Origin of the sequence: Leucobacter luti (assembly GCF_050310065.1) — a bacterium.
Lineage (GTDB): Bacteria > Actinomycetota > Actinomycetes > Actinomycetales > Microbacteriaceae > Leucobacter > Leucobacter luti_B.
Map to the genome: position 1 here is coordinate 409,786 of NZ_CP190007.1, position 15,374 is coordinate 425,159.

Sequence of the window (15,374 nt, forward strand, 5' to 3'; positions counted from 1 at the left end):
GCCGGGGCGATCCTGTGCCTCGGCGAGCGAGACATCCTCACAGATAGAAGGAATGCACAGCATGAACAAGAACGTGAGAACCGCCGCGCGGGCGGGCGCCTGCGCCGCACTCGTCGGGGCGATCGTCCTCGGCGGTGGCGTGGCCGCCGCGAACGCGCACGGCTTCGTCGGCGGAGGGCAGTCGGACGTGGTCGCCCGCGCCGCAATGCAGGCGAACCGGGACCTCGGGCCGATCCGGTGGGAGCCGCAGTCGGTCGAGGGGCCAAAGGGCTTCAGCCTGAATCGGTCGACCGGCGGTCCGGCCGACGGGAAGCTCGCCTCCGCCGGCGTCGCCGGGGCGCGCAACCTCGACGAGCAGAGCCCCGAGCGGTGGATCGAGAACGAGGTCACGGTCGGACAGACGATCAACGTCGGCTGGACCTACACCGCGCCCCACCGCACCTCGCAGTGGCACTACTACATCACCAAGAACGGCTGGGATCAGCGCGCGCCGCTCACGCGCGCCTCCCTCGAACCCCTCGCCTCGTTCTCGCACGACGGCAGCGCAGCGCCCCACGGACGCTCCCACCAGGTGACGCTTCCCGCCGACCACGTCGGTGATCACGTGATCTACGCTGTCTGGGATGTGCACGACACGGGCAACGCGTTCTACAGCGTCATCGACCTGCACATCAACGGGACGGCCGGGCAGCCCGCTCCCGCGCCCGCGCCTGCTCCCGCGCCCGCGCCGGCTCCCGCTCCCGCGCCGGTCGCGGCTCCGGATCCTGCGCCGGCTCCTGCCCCTGCGCAGGCTGCTGCGCCTGCTGCGCCCGGTCACCTGCACTCGATGGGCACGACCTCGACGAGCGTGGACCTCATGTGGTTCGAGTCCGGCGGGTCGATCGAGCGCTACGACGTGTACCGCGCCCAGCGGGGCGGGGCGTTCGAGAAGATCGGCTCGACCGCGAAGACCTCGCTCCTCGACAACGGGCTCACCGCCGGGGCGAGCTACCTGTACCGGGTCGTCGCCGTGGATCGCGACGGCAACTCCTCGGCGCCGAGCAAGGTGTTCTCCGTGACGACGAAGGCCGCGGCGCCCGCGCCCGCGCCCGCTCCTGCGCCGAAGCCCGCTCCGGCTCCTGCCCCCGCGCCGAAGCCTGTGCCCGCGCCGAAGCCTGCACCGAAGCCGACTCCGGCTCCGGCACCGGCACCGGCTCCGGCACCCGAGCAGGGCATCCAGCCCTGGTCGGTGCGGGGTTCCTACACCAAGGGTGACCGCGTGACCCACCGCGGCTCGACCTACGAGGCGGTGCAGACGCACCGCGGCAGCGGTGACCCGAGCTGGATCAACGCCCGCTCGCTCTGGAAGCGCGTCGGCTAGATGTAGTCCCTAATGAGGTTGTGAACACGGTCTGAGGGAATCTGCCGACCTACCCCGTTGTGGGGTCGGTGATGCTTGTAGTGATGAAGCCAGGTGTCGTAGGTTGCGGCCCTGGCTTCATCACTGCCATATGTGGCCGCGTACGCCCATTCCGGCGCAAGGGCCCGGCTAAACCGTTCGATCTTCCCGTTGGTTTGTGGCCGATACGGGCGCGTGTATCGGTGCTTGACACCATCACCGAGTGCGGCATCAAACGCGCCGGAACGGTAACACGGGCCGTTATCGGTCAAGACCTCGCGGACCTCGAAACCCGCGCGGTGGGGACGCTCCTGCCCGGGCGTGCACGCGCGTACCTCACTGCCGGGGGCTATCGGTCATCGTGGCGTTTCAAGAGTGAAGTAAGGGTAGGGACGAGGTGACGTCGGCCTCCCCAAACACTCGCTCAAGGCAGGTAGTCGTTGGCGGGATAGACCCTGTATTGCGTATTCAGATATTTGGCCCCGGTTGTTCGCACATCTATCTGCTATCCATTACCGCTAGGTAAAGCTCCCGTTAGCTCAGGCCTGAACACTGGGCCTGAGTTTGGAACAGGCAGCTGCCCCCACTTGATACCTTCTTCCATCACCGGCGCAGCGACGATCCGTTCCGCCGACCGACGACGCGAGGTGACTATGTTAAGGCGACTTTCACATATTTCGGCCGGAGTGCTTGTGCTTTTGGGGCTCACCACGTTGACGGCTTGCTTTGTGCCAAGCGATAGCCCCAGCGAGAAGTCTGACCAGACCGATGATGGAGCTGAGAACCCGCCAGATTCTGAAGGTTCCGCACCATATCTGGAAGGCGAAGAACCTGTGGCGCCTGAGGTAGCGCTCGCGTTTCAATGTGGTCAGCTGAGTCTGCTGGAGACTTACGACATTCGAGTACTCAAAGGTTTCTCGAATGCCGGCACGGGTGAACCCGGCAAGGCGGCGCAGGAACAGATGCTCAAGGACCTCTGGCTCACAGCGGCGGACCTAGATACGCCTTTCTCAACTGTCCTCAAGAAGATGCAAGGGCACCTCACCGATGGCAATGATGAAAAGTTCCATGAAGAGCTACCTGAGGCCCGCGCCCTCTGCGCCGCGAACGGAACGATGGTTTCGATGTCATTTTTGCCCGGAGAAGGAGGCTAATCGAGCCTGCACTGACTGGGGCAACGAAGCTGGAATCTGGGATTTCCGGATCGCGATTCGAAACTCAAGCGCGAGGGTGCCCGCGTTTGCCTCGGCCGGGTTCTCTGGCGTTAGTCCCAGCTGGAGGACATTTCAGAATCGTGGGGGCGGGAGCGTCCCACCGAGAACGGTGTTCCACATCACTACCTATTTGGGGAGTACAGCTGGTCAGGACACCCAGAACGGCAAGAACGGCTGGTCGGGTTAGCTCATACCGTTCACCAGTGGCTCGCCCTGATGCCACCGATTTGATGATCAATGGCGAGCCACTGGTGCGTGTCGACCACCCGGTCTCAATGTGCTCCCGTGCCGCGTTACCGCTCAGGCGAAGTGCCGCGACCTACCCGTCACCCGAATAGCTGCGAGACTAGAACCAACTGCTCATCTGATGCCCGGGAAAGGAGCGCACGCGGATCATGACTGGAATCAACGTCATTCAGCTCGCCGGTGTCGTGTACTCGTCTGGCAAGGTCTTCGATGGCCTGCAGACCGGGCGGCTCAGCACGGCCGAGTTTTTGCGTTCAGGTGACACGACCGGCATCGCCAGTCGACCGGACCTCGAGCTGCTTCTCGATCTGCGGGACGTCGCCCAGCTCATCGTCGATCGTGATTCGGGCTCCGTCGACGTGGACCTCGTGAAGTTGATCAACGCCACGATTCGCCGCAGCGGATCCCTGGAACCAGGCGCATACCGCCGAGCAGAACAAGGGATCGGCGTCTGGACGCCTCACGGGGAACACCAGCCGCCGGCCCAGGACGATGAGTCGCTGCAGCAGATCATCGACGCGGCTCTCGCGCACGATGACCCTCATGAGCAGGCGATCGAGCTGTTCGTGAATATCGCCAAGGCTCAGCCCTTCATGGATGGGAACAAGCGCACTGCGCTGTTTGCCGCGAATGTGCCGTTGCTCTTCCAGCGAGACAAGCCGGAAATGCTCGTCATCCCGGTGGACGAGAAAGACCCGTCAACGGTACGACTATTCAACGACTTCCTCGCTCAGGCATACGTCTTCAACGAGCATGGTGGGGTGAATGACCTGCTTCGGCGATTCGGCATCGTGCCGGCCGGCATGAATCAGCCGGTGGCATCGAGCGCGCTCAAGAGCGTGCTGGTCAATTGGGTCAACGGCAACCGCGTTCAGCGGCCCAAGGACCAATTGAATCCGTGGGTGCAGATACCGTCGAGCGAGCCGAGCGACGAAGCCGACGCATAAGCGAACGATTGTGTATCGGCATCTGCATCTCCTGTGGCGCCGAGTACTAGGCTCCGTTCGGCGAGGTGCTCATTCCGTTCCAAAGCTCGTAATTCCCGAACGGGGAGGTCGCCTTCTGTGTCTCCGAGGGAACCGTCAAGAACCGCATGAGCCAGGCTCAGGGCGCCGGTACTGCATCCGAAATGTCGCGCCGAAGCTTGCTCCGGCCCCAGCACCCGAGCGGGGCCTCCAGCCCTGGTCAGTGACGGGTTCCTACGCCAAGGGTGACCGCGTCACCCACCGCGGCGCGACCTACGAGGCGGTGCAGACCCACCGCGGCAGCGGCGACCCGAGCTGGATCAATGCCCGCTCGCTGTGGAAGCGCGTCGGCTAACAGCCGAACACGCCCGGCGGATTCCCAGCGCCCCGCCCCAGCCCGATTCACTACAGTTGTAGTTTCATTCACCGGGTTGGGGCTGGGGCGTTCCGTCTGCCGTGCCCTCTTCCGGGCGGCCTCTGGGATTGGAATCGTCATCTTCGCACTGGTGCACGCGCGCGCTGCCGCGGCAGCGCGATCTGGAGCGCGCGCGGGCGGCGAGAAGTGACGGACAGCAGGATCCGGATCCTGATCGCGGATGATCAGGAGTTCGTGCGCATGGGTCTGCGGCTTGTGGTCGAGGCCGAGGCCGACATGCTGGTGGTTGCGGAGGCCGACGATGGCCGTGGCGCCGTGCGGATGACCGGCGAGACACTGCCGGACGTCGTGCTCATGGACCTGCGCATGCCCGGCCTCGACGGGATCCAGGCGACGAGGCGGATCGTCGCAGACCACCCGGAGTCGCGCGTCATCGCGCTCACCACGTTCGACGTCGATGACTACGCGTTCGCGGCCCTCCGCGCCGGTGCGAGCGGGTTCCTCCTGAAGGACGCGGGGCCCGAGCAGCTGTGCGCGGCGATCCGCGCAGTGCACGCGGGAGAGGCCGTGATCTCGCCGCGTGTCACCCGGCGCATGCTCGACCGCTTCGCGAGCCGGATCCCGCTCCCGGGCGATGTGCGTGGCGGAGCCGAGGGGCTCACGCCGCGCGAGGCCGAGATCCTGGGCGCGATCGGGGAGGGCCTCAATAACGCGGAGCTCGCGGAGCGCTTCACGCTCTCGGAGTCCACCGTGAAGACCCACGTCGGGCGGATCCTGAAGAAACTGCACCTGCGCGACCGCGTGCAGGCGGTGCTGTTCGCGAACCGCCGCTGAGCGGGCCGAGCGCGCTGCGCTCGCCGCCCCGCGCTGCGCTCGCTGGGAGATCGGCGTTCAACTTCAAGAATTTGGGCATCTGGGCTAGCTGAGTGCAGAATTCCCTGCGAACGCTGGGCCACGGCGCAGGGGCGGGCGCATCGCGCGCGCCACGAGCTCGCCGATGAGGACCGCCGTGTTCGCGGGGCCGCGGTGCGGTGCGGTCGGCAGGATCGAGGTGTCGGCGACGCGCAGCCCCGCGACACCGAGCACCCGGCCCTCGCCGTCGACGACCCGGCCCATCGCCGCCGTGCCGCAGGTGTGGAGGGCGGTGCCGAGGTGCGACAGGATCCAGCCGTCGAGCGCGGCGTCGTCGGCGAGCTCGGCCGGCGAGAGGTCGACGAGCCCCTCGGAAATGCCTGCGAAGGGGGCGGATCCGAGCAGCGCGGCGGCCGTCCGCACGCCCGCGCGGAGGCGGCGCCGATCCGCCGTTGCCTCCAGGTAGCGGTACTCGATGCGCGGTGGCGCGAGCGGGTCGGCCGAGGTGAGCGACACCCGGCCGCTGGCGGGGTGCTGCTGCAGCGCGACCATGAGGTGCAGGGTGTCTGGCGCCTGCCGGGCGCCGGTCAGGAGCGTGCCGAGCGGCTTCGCCGTGAGGAGGATCTCGAGGTCGCCCTCGGGATGCGAGGCGAGCCCCGGATCGACCCTGGCCGCGTCGAGGTTGAGCGCCGCGGGGAAGCCGAAGCCCGCCTCCCAGTCGACGACGCCGGGCGCCGCGCGCCACTCGAGCGCGAGGTTGGGGTGATCGCTGAATTCGAGGCCGACCGGGAGATCTTGCACGCAGGCGATGCCGTGCCGGGCCAGATGCTCCGCCGGGCCGACCCCGCTCAGCATGAGGAGTTGGGGCGTCGCGATCGCGCCTGCGGCGAGCACGACCTCGTCGGCGGCGACGGATCCGGAGCTCGTCAGGACGCCGACGGCCCGCGGCGCCGCGCCTCCTTCGGTGCCGCCCGCGAACTCCACGCGCAGCACCCGCGTTCCGCCCAGGATCCTGAGCCGCGAGCGGGCCCCGGGATCGAGGCGCCCGAGGTAGGCGGCGGCGGGGCTCACCCGCACGCCGTCCACGATGTTCGACGGCACGGGGCCTGCGCCCGGGGCAGCGAACGCGTTCTTGTCGGGCTCGGCGGGGAAGCCGAGCGCGCTCGCCGCGGCGACGAGGGCGCGCGCGGCCGCGCCCTGCGGTGGGCGCGAGACCGCGACGGGTCCCTCGCCGCCATGCAGGGGCGGGCCCCCGTGCGCCGGCCCAGAATCGAGCGAGCCCCCGGGCGCCGGCCCAAGATCGCAGTCGCGCTCGAGCGCGCGGAGGAGCGGCAGCACCTGCTCGAGCTCCCACGCCGGGCCACCGACCGCCGCCCAGCGTGCGAAGTCCGCCGCCGTCGCGCGCACGAAGTAGCCGCCGTTGATCGCCGCGGAACCGCCGAGGATCCGCCCGCGCGCGACCGTGGTCCCGTGTCCGGGTCGGAGCTCGGCGGGGTACGCCCAGTTCGCGGCGTGATCCGGCATCGCACCGCGGAGCGCCCCGCCGTCGCGCAGCTCGGGAGGCAAAGAAAGAGGCAGGGGGAGCGGCGATCCAGGCGAAGAAACCTCTGCGGCCCCCGCCTCGATCAGCACGACCTCCCGCCCCGGATCCTCGGCGAGCCGGGCGGCGAGGGGTGCGCCCGCGGCGCCCGCCCCGACCACCACGGTGCGAATCGGCCGCGGCCCGGTCATTCGCCCTGCAGTCCGAAGACGGATTCCGCCGAGATGAACGCCTCGTCGAGCAGGGTGAGCAGGTCGGCGCTCTCGTCGTCGAGCCAGCGCTCGTACGAGGCGATCGACATGCCAAGGCAGGCCCACGCGATCGTCTGGGCGGCGATCCCGTCGGCCGGCTCGTTCCGCCTGCTCCCCACGAATTCCGCGATCACCTCGCGCCAGTCCGCGTACTTCAGTGTCGAGTAGGCGTTGAGGGAGGGCACGGTGAGGAGCAGCCGCATGCGGCCGCGGTGGTAGTCGAGCTCGGAGTCGGGGAAGGTGTTGAAGTCCCTGATCGCCGAGCGCAGGGCCGCGAGCAGGGAGATCTCCGGGTCGATGGCCGCGAGCTGGGCGCGCATGCGCACGAGCAGCGAGGAGAAGTCGCCCCAGGGCAGCTCGTTCTTGGATGAGAAGTAGCGGAAGAGCGTGCGCCTGCCGACGCCGGCCTCGCGCGCGATGTCGTCCATCGTGACCTCGTCGAAGCCGCGCTCCATGAAGAGAGTGAGCGCCGTGTGGCTGAGTTCGCCGTGAGTCGTCGCCGGCGCTCTGCCGACCCGCGACGCGCCGGCGTCGCTGGGTGAGGCCATCTCGGGTGCCTCGCGCGATTCGGGATCCATCTGCCGCTCCGATCTGTCTGCCGTGCAGCTTACCGGCCGCGGCGCCGCGGCTCGAACGCCAGCCCGCCTGCGAAAACACCGGGACCCTTCCCAACGGCACTGAGTGCCACTATGGTGGGCAGTGCGGGTGGCATCCCGCCGCATGCGTCGCTCCTCGGGGAATCCGGTGCGACACGACACGGGTCATCCGCTGCATATCTCAAGGACGAGAAGTAGTGAGGAGTAGTCATGGCCGGAAGAGTTGCTGGCAAGGTTGCATTTATCACGGGCGCGGCCCGCGGGCAGGGTCGCGCGCACGCGCTGCGGCTCGCCGAAGAGGGCGCCGACATCATCGCGATCGACATCGACACGCAGGTCGAGGGGGTGCCGTACGCGACCGCGACGGCCGAGGACCTGCAGGAGACGGTGCGCCAGGTCGAGGCGCTCGACCGCCGGATCGTCGCGGAAACCTGCGATGTGCGGGATCCGGATCGGCTGAAGGAGGTCGTGCAGCGCGGCGTCGCCGAGCTCGGCCGCCTCGACATCGTCTGCGGCAACGCTGGCGTCGACATCGTCGGCCCCTGACACTCCATGACCCCGGAGATCGTGCGGACGACCCTCGACATCAACCTGATCGGCGTCTGGAACACCGTGATGGCAGCGGTCCCCGCGATGCTTGAGGCCGGCAACGGCGGCTCGATCGTGCTCACGAGCTCGGCGAACGGGCTGAAGGCCGGGCCGTGGAACATGGCGTACAACATGTCGAAGTACGGGGTCACTGGCATGGCGAAGTCGTTCGCGCAGGAGCTCGCGAAGGACGGGATCCGCGTCAACAGCGTGCACCCCGGCGGCGTCGACACCCCGATGGCACAGGGGATCATGGGCGTCGAGGACAGCGGCTTCACCCGCGGAAACGAGGAGAACCCCCTGCTCATGGGCATGCTCACGCAGTGGATCCCGGGCATGATGCCCGCGCGCGAGATCTCGAACGCCGTGCTCTTCCTCGCGTCGGAGGACGCGGCCTGGGTTACGGGGCACGCGCTCGCGGTCGACGGCGGTATGACGCAGTACTAGACCTCGCCGCCCCAGGGCGGCGCACCGCGGCTGGCCGGGCACGCGCCGCAGGCCAGCCGCCACCCTCTCGAAGCGGCGCGGATCTGATCTGGGGAAGTAGGAAACACCATGACTGGAAGAGTGGAAGGCAAGGTCGCGTTCATCACGGGCGCGGCGCGCGGGCAGGGGCGGTCGCACGCGATCCGGCTCGCCGAGGAGGGCGCCGACATCATCGCGATCGACGCCTGCGAGCGGGTGGGCAACGGGCCCGTCGAACCCGCGACGGAGGCGGATCTCGCCGAGACCGTGCGGCAGGTCGAGGCGCTCGACCGCCGGATCGTCGCGACGAAGGCCGACGTGCGCGACTTCGCGCAGGTGAAGAAGGCTGTGGACGACGGCGTCGCCGAGCTCGGCCGGCTCGACATCGTCTCGGCGAACGCGGGTATCTCGGGCACGCCTCAGCAGACCGCCGAGATGTCCGAGGAGGAGTGGGGCGTCATGCTCGACGTGAATCTCGCGGGCGTCTGGCGCACGGCAAAGGCCGCGATCCCTCACCTGAAGGCCGCGGGTGGGGGCGCGCTCGTGTTCACGAGCTCGGAGGCCGGTCTGCGCGGCTTCCAGAACGTCGGACACTACGTCTCGGCGAAGCACGGCGTCGTCGGCCTCATGCGCACGCTCGCGCTCGAGCTTGCGCCGCACAGGATCCGGGTCAACGCGATCATGCCGACGCAGGTCGACACCCCGATGATCATGAACGACGCGATCTTCGAGCTGTTCTCGCCAGACGACCCCTCGAAGGAGGCGTTCACGAAGGTGTCGCAGTCGATGAACGCGCTCCCGATCCCGTGGGTCGAGCCCGTCGACATCTCGAACGCCCTGCTGTTCCTCGCCTCGGACGAGGGCAGGTACATCACGGGCGTCCCGCTCCCGGTTGACGCCGGGGCTCAGCTGATTTAAGAGGGAGAGTGCATCATCATGGCTGGAAGGCTTGAGGGAAAGGTCGCGTTCATCACGGGCGCGGCGCGCGGGCAGGGGCGGTCGCACGCGATTCGGCTCGCCCAGGAGGGCGCGGACATCATCGCGGTCGATCTCTGCGAGGAGGTGCCGAGCATCAGCCGCTTCTATAAGGGGGCGACGGAGGAGGATCTCGCGGAGACCGTGCGGCAGGTGGAGGCGCTGGATCGCCGGATCGTGGCCACGAAGGCCGACGTGCGCGACTTTGAGGCGCTGGACGCCGCGCTCTCCGCCGGCATCGCCGAGCTCGGGCACGTCGACGTCGTCTCCGCGAACGCCGGCATCTTCTCGTTCGGCGACAAGACGCACGAGGTCTCGGAGCAGGACTGGCAGGACGTGATCGACGTCAACCAGACGGGTGTGTGGCACACGGCGAAGGCCGTGATCCCGCACCTGATCGAGCAGGACACTGGCGGCTCGATCATCATCACGAGCTCGACCGCCGGGATCAAGGGCACGCCGAACGTTGCAGCGTACACGGCGAGCAAGCACGCGGTCGTGGGCATCATGCGCACGCTCGCGCTCGAGCTCGCGCCGTATCGGGTGCGGGTCAACACGGTGCACCCCACGGGGGTCGACACCGACATGATCCAGAACGAGGCGACGTTCCGCCTGTTCCTGCCCGATGTTCCGCACCCGACGCGCGAGCAGGCCGCGCCGATCTTCGCGTCGACGAACGCACTGCCCGTGCCGTGGGTCGAGCCGATCGACATCTCGAACGCGGTGCTGTTCCTGGCGTCGGACGAGGCTCGCTACGTGACGGGCAACGAGCTCAAGGTCGACGCGGGGTACACGATCAAATGACGGAGGAGGGTCGGATGCCCGGAGCCGGCGCTAGCGCTGGCGCCGGCGCTGGCCGCGAGGCGGGCGAGGCCGCCTTGGCGGGCGAGCGGATCCGGAGCCGGGTCATCGGCCGCGAGCGCGAGGTCGAACTCGCGCTCGCGGCGGTCTCCGCCGGCCGCGACCTGCTCCTCGAGGGGCCGCCGGGCACGAGCAAGACCACGATCCTGAAGGCGATCACGCAGGAGTGGGGGATCCCGATGTTCTTCATCGAGGGGAACGCGGACCTCACGCCGGCGAAGCTCGTGGGGCATCACAACCCGGCGCAGGTGCTGCGCGAGGACTACTCTGCAGAGAACTTCGTGCCCGGCCCGCTCGTCGACGCGATGCAGCAGGGCGGCTTCCTCTACATCGAGGAGCTCAACCGCGCGCCCGAGGACACGATGAACACCCTGCTCATGGCGATGGGGGACCGGGCGATCTCGGTGCCGCGCGTCGGCAGGATCGAGGCGCTGCCCACGTTCAGGGTCGTCGCGTCGATGAACCCGTACGACAACATCGGCACGGCGCGGCTGTCGCAGAGCATCCACGACCGGCTGAACCGGATCGTGATCGGGTATCAGGACGCCGAGGCCGAGGCGCGGATCGTGCGGCTGCGGGCCGGGCTCGGGGCGGATCCGGGGGCCGAGCCGGGGGCGGATCCGGGGGCGGATCCGGCGACGCTCGGCGAGCGGATCGTCGGCGACGCGGTCGCGACGACGCGCGCGACCCGCACGCACCCCGACGTGCGCCAGGGATCGAGCGTGCGCGGCGCGATCGACACGGCGATGATCGCCGAGCGGCTCGCCGAGCTGCGCGGGATCGACGCCCCGGGAGACGAGCGTTACCCCGAGCTCTTCTACGACGCGATGACGGTAGGCCTCTCCGGCAGGATCCACGTCGACGAGGCGGTCGAAACCACGCCCGAGCGGGTGCTGCGGGAGATCTGGGAGGACCGCTTCATCCTGCAGCCGAGCGCGGCGGCGCCGGGATGAAGAGCCGTCGAGGCCGACTCGCCCGTCACGCGTGACGCCGACAGTCCGAGGCGGCCCCGCGGCAAGCCGCTGAAGCGCAAGCCGAAGCAGCTCGACGAGGCCCCGACGCTGCACGACGCGAGGATGCGCCCCGGAATGCAGGGCATGGTCCTGCCGGGCGGCGGATCCCGCGACCCCGGCGCCGCGAGCGTGCGCGGGGTGATCGCGCCGGGGGAGACGGACGAGGAGGCGACGCTCCTCGGCGTGCCCGAGGAGGAGGCCGACGTCGACCCGCGCGTGCGCGCTCTCGCGCGGCAGATCGCCTCGCGGCTCGCGGTGCGGCGGCCGCGCCGCGACGCCTCGGCGGTGCGCGGAATCGGCAAGCTCGAGACCGTGCCCTACCGCGGCGCCTCGGACGAGGTCGACCTCGATGCGACGCTCGAGGTGCTCGCCGAGCGCCCGGTGCCCGAGGAGGAGGACATCCTCGTGCGCGAGCGGCTGCAGACGAAGCGCTCGGTCGTGCTGCTCGTCGACGTCTCAGGCTCCATGCGAGGCGAGCGGATCAAGACGGCGGCGGCCACGGTCGGTGCGCTCTCGGCCGAGCTCTCGCACGACTCGCTCGCGGTCGTCGCCTTCTGGTCGGACGCCGCCGTGCTGCTCGAGCTCGGCTCGCCCGTGCAGCCCATGGAGCTGCTCGATCAGATCCTCAGGATCCCGGCCCGCGGCCTCACGAACGTGGCGTTCCCCCTCGAGGTCGCGGCGCGGCAGCTCGCGCAGGTGCCGGCGCGCGAGGCGCGGGTGATCCTGCTCTCCGACTGCGTGCACAACGCGGGTCCGGATCCGAGGTCCTTCGCGGCGCGGCTCCCGCGGCTCGACGTGCTGCTCGACGCGAGCGGCGAGAAGGACGTCGAGCTCGGCAGGGAGCTCGCCTCGCGCGGGCGCGGCACGTGCCACGTGATCCGGAGCCACCGCGACGTGCCGGGGGCGCTCAGCGCGATCTTCGGGTGGTGAGGGGCTGCCCCTTCACTTATGACACCGGGTGTCAATATACTGGAGGCGGTGAAAGCGTCGCCGGTGGTCCGGGCGTGATGGGTTCGCCCGCATGCACCCCCGGCTCTTCAAGGATGAAAGCGAGAACCGCATGTTGAACCTGTGGCCCTGGGGAAGAAACCCCTGGTTCGAGTCCGTTCGTGAGGCGCAGCGCCGCGCGAAGGCGTTCCTGCCGCCGTCCGTCTATTCGGCGCTCGTCGCCGGCTCCGAGCGCGGGGCGACCCCTCGCGACAACACCGATGCGTTCGCTGAACTGGAGTTCGCGCCGCTCGTCGCGGGGCACCGCGCGCAGCGCGACATGGCGACGACGATCCTCGGGATCCCGGTGTCGATGCCCGTCATGATCGCGCCGACCGGCGTGCAGGCGATCCGGCCGGAGGGCGAGGTCGCCGTCGCGAAGGCGGCCGCCTCGCGGGGCACGATCATCGGGCTCAGCTCGTTCGCGTCGAAGCCCGTCGAGGAGGTCGCGGCGGCCAACGAGAACACGTTCTTCCAGCTGTACTGGACCGGTTCAAAGGACGCGATCCTCGCGCGCATGGAGCGGGCGCGCGCCGCGGGGGCGAAGGCGCTGATCACGACGACCGACTGGTCCTTCTCCGTCGGTCGCGACTGGGGGAGCCCGGCGATCCCGGAGCGCATGGACCTCGCCGCCATCATCAAGATGGCACCCGAGGGGATCATCCGGCCGAAGTGGACGCTCGAGTGGCTGCGATCGGGGCTTCCGGATCTCACCGCGCCCAATCTGAAGCCGGCGGACGGGCCGGCGCCGACCTTCTTCGGTGGTTACGGCGAGTGGACGCAGACCCCGCCGCCGAGCTGGGAGGACCTCGCCTGGCTGCGCGAACAGTGGGGCGGCCCGTTCCTCGTCAAGGGAATCACGCGGATCGACGACGCGAAGCGCGCCGTCGACATGGGCGCGGACGGCCTCTCCGTGTCGAATCACGGCGGCAACAACCTCGACACGACCCCCGCCTCGATCCGGTGCCTCGGCCCGATTGTCGACGCGGTGGGCGACCAGATCGAGGTGCTGCTCGACGGCGGCGTGCGGCGGGGCGGCGACGTCGCGAAGGCGCTCGCGCTGGGGGCCCGCGCCGTCATGATTGGCCGCGCCTACCTGTGGGGGCTCGGCGCGAACGGGCAGGCCGGGGTCGAGAACGTGCTCGACCTGCTCCGCATGGGGCTCGATTCGGCGCTGACCGGGCTCGGACACTCCTCAATCGCGGATCTCAGCCGCGCGGATCTCTACATCCCCGAGAACTTCGAGCGCGTGCTCGGCGTCGACGACATTCCGGGGCACACGGAGCTCGACCTCTCGCACCAGCGCAGGCCCTCGGCCTCCCGCGGGGCGAAGGGCGCCGAGCAGTAGGCTGGCAGCGCCGCGACGACGCCTGGCCTGTGACCTCCGAAGGAGACTCGATCCGCATGACCTCAGCTGGTTCCGCGGTGCCCTGGGGCCCGCCGTATCCGCAGCCTCCCGTCGATCCGCCCGGTCGCGGCGAGTTCACGTCGCGCGTGCCGCTCGCCTGGACCTCGGGCGTGGCCTTCCGCTCGGGCAAGGTCACGATCGGCGGCTCGCCGTGGCTCGTGACCCGGATCCCGAGCCGCTTCCTGCCCTTCGCGCGGCGGCTCTTCGCCGCGAATCGGCGCGGGATCACGGCCGAGACCCCGGCGGAGCGGGAGGCCGCGCTCTTCCTGCTTGACCGGGGGATCGCCGATCCGCTGCCGCTCGGGGTCGGTGAGGGTGTCGGTGTCGCGGGCGCCGGGGGTGCCGCGGGCGCCGGCGGTGCCGCGGGAGTTGACGACATTGAGATCGTCATCCCCGTGTACCGCCACGCGGAGCAGCTCGAGCGCTGCCTCGCCTCGCTCGACGGCCAGGGGCTCAGGGTGACGGTCGTCGACGACGCCTCGCCCCGGCAGGACGCCGCGCGGATCCGGAAGGCGGCGAAGGCGCACGGCGCGAAGCTCATCGTGCGCGACACGAACGGCGGCCCCGGGGCCGCGCGCAGCGACGGCTTCGCCGCGACGACAGCGCCCTTCGTCGGCTTCCTCGACGCCGACGTCACGGCCTCGCCCGGCTGGGCCGCGCGGCTGCGGCCGCTCTTCGACGACCCGCTCGTCGGCGCGCTCGGGCCGCGCGTGCGGCCCCGGATCGAGGGCGGCTCTGCGATCGAGCTCTACGAGGAGACCCGATCGGAGCTCGATATGGGACCGGATCCGAGCCGGGTCGTCTACGGGGTGCCGGTGGGCTGGCTGCCGAGCGCGTCCGTCATCGTGCGGCGAAGCGCCGTCACGGATCCGCCCTTCGACCCCGGCATGCGGGTGGGCGAGGACGTCGACCTGTTCTGGCGGATGCACGAGGCCGGCTGGACCGTGCGCTACGTGCCGGACGTCGTGAACCACCACGAGGTCCGCACCGCGCTCAAGGACTTCAGCGAGCGGCGCTCGATGTACGGCACCTCCGCTGCTGACCTGGAGCGCAGGCACCCGGGTCGCCTGACGCCGGCGCAGCCCTCGCTCTCCGGCCTCGCGATGGTCGCCGTGCTCTCGAACAAGCGCCGCTGGGTGCGCGCGCTCGCGCTGCCGATCGCGGTCTACGAGTTCGCGCGCCAGCGCCGGATCCTGGGCAAGGAATTCCCGGTCTCCGTCGCAATCGAGATGACGGGACGGTCGCTGTGGTCCGACGCGTTCTGGATGGGGCACCTGCTCCGGCGCGACTGGTGGCCTGTCGGGTGGGCCGTGCTCGCACTGACGCCGTTCTCGCGGCTCGCGCGCGGCGTCGCCTGCGCGATGATGTGGGAGCCGGTGCGGGATCACCTGCTCAGGCCGACGAGGCTCGGGCCGGTGAAGAGCCTCGCGCTGCGCCTGCTCGACGACGCCTCCTACGGCTCCGGCGTGATCCGGAACGCGATCCGGAAGCGCGTGCCGGGGGTCGTGACGCCGCGGGTGCGGATCCCGTTTTGGCCGAAGACGGGCGCCGGCGCGTCGATGCAGGCGGGGCCGCAGGCCGCCGAGGTGTGAGTTGTGAGTTGTGAGTTGGCTGTGGGTGCGGCGGGCGGGGGCGGCTTGCGGCGCTGCGTTGCAACTG

Annotated in this window: 13 protein-coding genes and 2 pseudogenes; 12 read left to right on the plus strand and 3 right to left on the minus strand. The window is 69.7% G+C overall.

Features of this window, described 5'->3' with window-relative positions; genetic code table 11:
• Positions 1 to 61 precede the first annotated feature (61 nt).
• Positions 62 to 1,360, plus strand: coding sequence for a lytic polysaccharide monooxygenase (locus tag ACOPJ3_RS01900; protein WP_427870138.1), 1,299 nt, complete (start codon positions 62 to 64; stop codon positions 1,358 to 1,360).
• Here ACOPJ3_RS01900 and ACOPJ3_RS01905 read toward each other — a convergent pair.
• Positions 1,357 to 1,671 (minus strand): annotated as a pseudogene (locus tag ACOPJ3_RS01905) (integrase core domain-containing protein); the annotation flags it as partial. The gene ACOPJ3_RS01900 and the pseudogene ACOPJ3_RS01905 overlap by 4 nt on opposite strands.
• A 393-nt stretch (positions 1,672 to 2,064) precedes the next feature.
• On the opposite strand from ACOPJ3_RS01905, the gene ACOPJ3_RS01910 reads away from it, so the two are divergent.
• From ACOPJ3_RS01910 to ACOPJ3_RS01925, 4 genes are all read left to right on the plus strand, one after another.
• Complete coding sequence (locus tag ACOPJ3_RS01910) at positions 2,065 to 2,532, plus strand: hypothetical protein (RefSeq protein ID WP_427870139.1); 468 nt, start codon at positions 2,065 to 2,067, stop codon at positions 2,530 to 2,532.
• Between the two features lie 455 nt (positions 2,533 to 2,987).
• Positions 2,988 to 3,785: a Fic family protein gene (locus ACOPJ3_RS01915; protein ID WP_427870140.1), complete on the plus strand. Its 798-nt coding sequence runs from the start codon at positions 2,988 to 2,990 to the stop codon at positions 3,783 to 3,785.
• Positions 3,786 to 4,026: 241 nt separating this feature from the next.
• Positions 4,027 to 4,158, plus strand: a complete 132-nt coding sequence (locus tag ACOPJ3_RS01920; RefSeq protein ID WP_427870141.1) for a carbohydrate-binding protein — start codon at positions 4,027 to 4,029, stop codon at positions 4,156 to 4,158.
• Between the two features lie 207 nt (positions 4,159 to 4,365).
• A complete protein-coding gene (locus ACOPJ3_RS01925; RefSeq protein WP_427870142.1) occupies positions 4,366 to 5,013 on the plus strand; it encodes a response regulator in 648 nt (215 codons plus the stop codon).
• Between the two features lie 84 nt (positions 5,014 to 5,097).
• On the opposite strand, the gene ACOPJ3_RS01930 is transcribed toward ACOPJ3_RS01925, so the two are convergent.
• Entirely contained in the window at positions 5,098 to 6,762 is a 1,665-nt protein-coding gene (locus ACOPJ3_RS01930) for a GMC family oxidoreductase N-terminal domain-containing protein (protein WP_427870143.1), read from the minus strand.
• On the minus strand, positions 6,759 to 7,400 hold the full coding sequence (gene mftR, locus ACOPJ3_RS01935) for a mycofactocin system transcriptional regulator (RefSeq protein ID WP_427870144.1): 642 nt from the start codon (positions 7,398 to 7,400) through the stop codon (positions 6,759 to 6,761). The genes ACOPJ3_RS01930 and mftR overlap by 4 nt, the downstream gene beginning before the upstream one ends.
• 228 nt (positions 7,401 to 7,628) lie before the next feature.
• Between mftR and ACOPJ3_RS01940 the strand changes: the two are divergent.
• From ACOPJ3_RS01940 to mftF, 7 genes and pseudogenes are all read left to right on the plus strand, one after another.
• Positions 7,629 to 8,453: pseudogene (locus ACOPJ3_RS01940) on the plus strand (mycofactocin-coupled SDR family oxidoreductase).
• A 108-nt stretch (positions 8,454 to 8,561) separates the two neighbouring features.
• Positions 8,562 to 9,389, plus strand: a complete 828-nt coding sequence (locus tag ACOPJ3_RS01945; RefSeq protein ID WP_427870145.1) for a mycofactocin-coupled SDR family oxidoreductase — start codon at positions 8,562 to 8,564, stop codon at positions 9,387 to 9,389.
• 18 nt (positions 9,390 to 9,407) lie between these two features.
• Positions 9,408 to 10,250 (plus strand): mycofactocin-coupled SDR family oxidoreductase, encoded by an 843-nt coding sequence (locus tag ACOPJ3_RS01950; protein WP_427870146.1) that lies wholly within the window; start codon positions 9,408 to 9,410, stop codon positions 10,248 to 10,250.
• A 14-nt stretch (positions 10,251 to 10,264) separates the two neighbouring features.
• On the plus strand, positions 10,265 to 11,260 hold the full coding sequence (locus ACOPJ3_RS01955; RefSeq protein WP_427870147.1) for an AAA family ATPase: 996 nt from the start codon (positions 10,265 to 10,267) through the stop codon (positions 11,258 to 11,260).
• A 135-nt stretch (positions 11,261 to 11,395) separates the two neighbouring features.
• A complete protein-coding gene (locus ACOPJ3_RS01960) occupies positions 11,396 to 12,250 on the plus strand; it encodes a vWA domain-containing protein (RefSeq protein ID WP_427870148.1) in 855 nt (284 codons plus the stop codon).
• 130 nt (positions 12,251 to 12,380) lie between these two features.
• Entirely contained in the window at positions 12,381 to 13,655 is a 1,275-nt protein-coding gene (mftD, locus tag ACOPJ3_RS01965; protein ID WP_427870149.1) for a pre-mycofactocin synthase MftD, read from the plus strand.
• Between the two features lie 56 nt (positions 13,656 to 13,711).
• Complete coding sequence (gene mftF, locus ACOPJ3_RS01970) at positions 13,712 to 15,307, plus strand: mycofactocin biosynthesis glycosyltransferase MftF (RefSeq protein ID WP_427870150.1); 1,596 nt, start codon at positions 13,712 to 13,714, stop codon at positions 15,305 to 15,307.
• The last annotated feature ends 67 nt before the right edge of the window (positions 15,308 to 15,374 follow it).

What these genes read in the sequence shown, in the direction of transcription:
- ACOPJ3_RS01900 (WP_427870138.1), top strand. Translation starts at nt 62, where the DNA reads ATGAACAAGAACGTGAGAACCGCCGCGCGGGCGGGCGCCTGCGCCGCA.
- ACOPJ3_RS01915 (WP_427870140.1), top strand. Translation starts at nt 2,988, where the DNA reads ATGACTGGAATCAACGTCATTCAGCTCGCCGGTGTCGTGTACTCGTCT.
- ACOPJ3_RS01930 (WP_427870143.1), bottom strand. Translation starts at nt 6,762, where the DNA reads ATGACCGGGCCGCGGCCGATTCGCACCGTGGTGGTCGGGGCGGGCGCC.
- mftR (WP_427870144.1), bottom strand. Translation starts at nt 7,400, where the DNA reads ATGGATCCCGAATCGCGCGAGGCACCCGAGATGGCCTCACCCAGCGAC.
- ACOPJ3_RS01945 (WP_427870145.1), top strand. Translation starts at nt 8,562, where the DNA reads ATGACTGGAAGAGTGGAAGGCAAGGTCGCGTTCATCACGGGCGCGGCG.
- ACOPJ3_RS01950 (WP_427870146.1), top strand. Translation starts at nt 9,408, where the DNA reads ATGGCTGGAAGGCTTGAGGGAAAGGTCGCGTTCATCACGGGCGCGGCG.
- ACOPJ3_RS01955 (WP_427870147.1), top strand. Translation starts at nt 10,265, where the DNA reads ATGCCCGGAGCCGGCGCTAGCGCTGGCGCCGGCGCTGGCCGCGAGGCG.
- ACOPJ3_RS01960 (WP_427870148.1), top strand. Translation starts at nt 11,396, where the DNA reads ATGCAGGGCATGGTCCTGCCGGGCGGCGGATCCCGCGACCCCGGCGCC.
- mftD (WP_427870149.1), top strand. Translation starts at nt 12,381, where the DNA reads ATGTTGAACCTGTGGCCCTGGGGAAGAAACCCCTGGTTCGAGTCCGTT.
- mftF (WP_427870150.1), top strand. Translation starts at nt 13,712, where the DNA reads ATGACCTCAGCTGGTTCCGCGGTGCCCTGGGGCCCGCCGTATCCGCAG.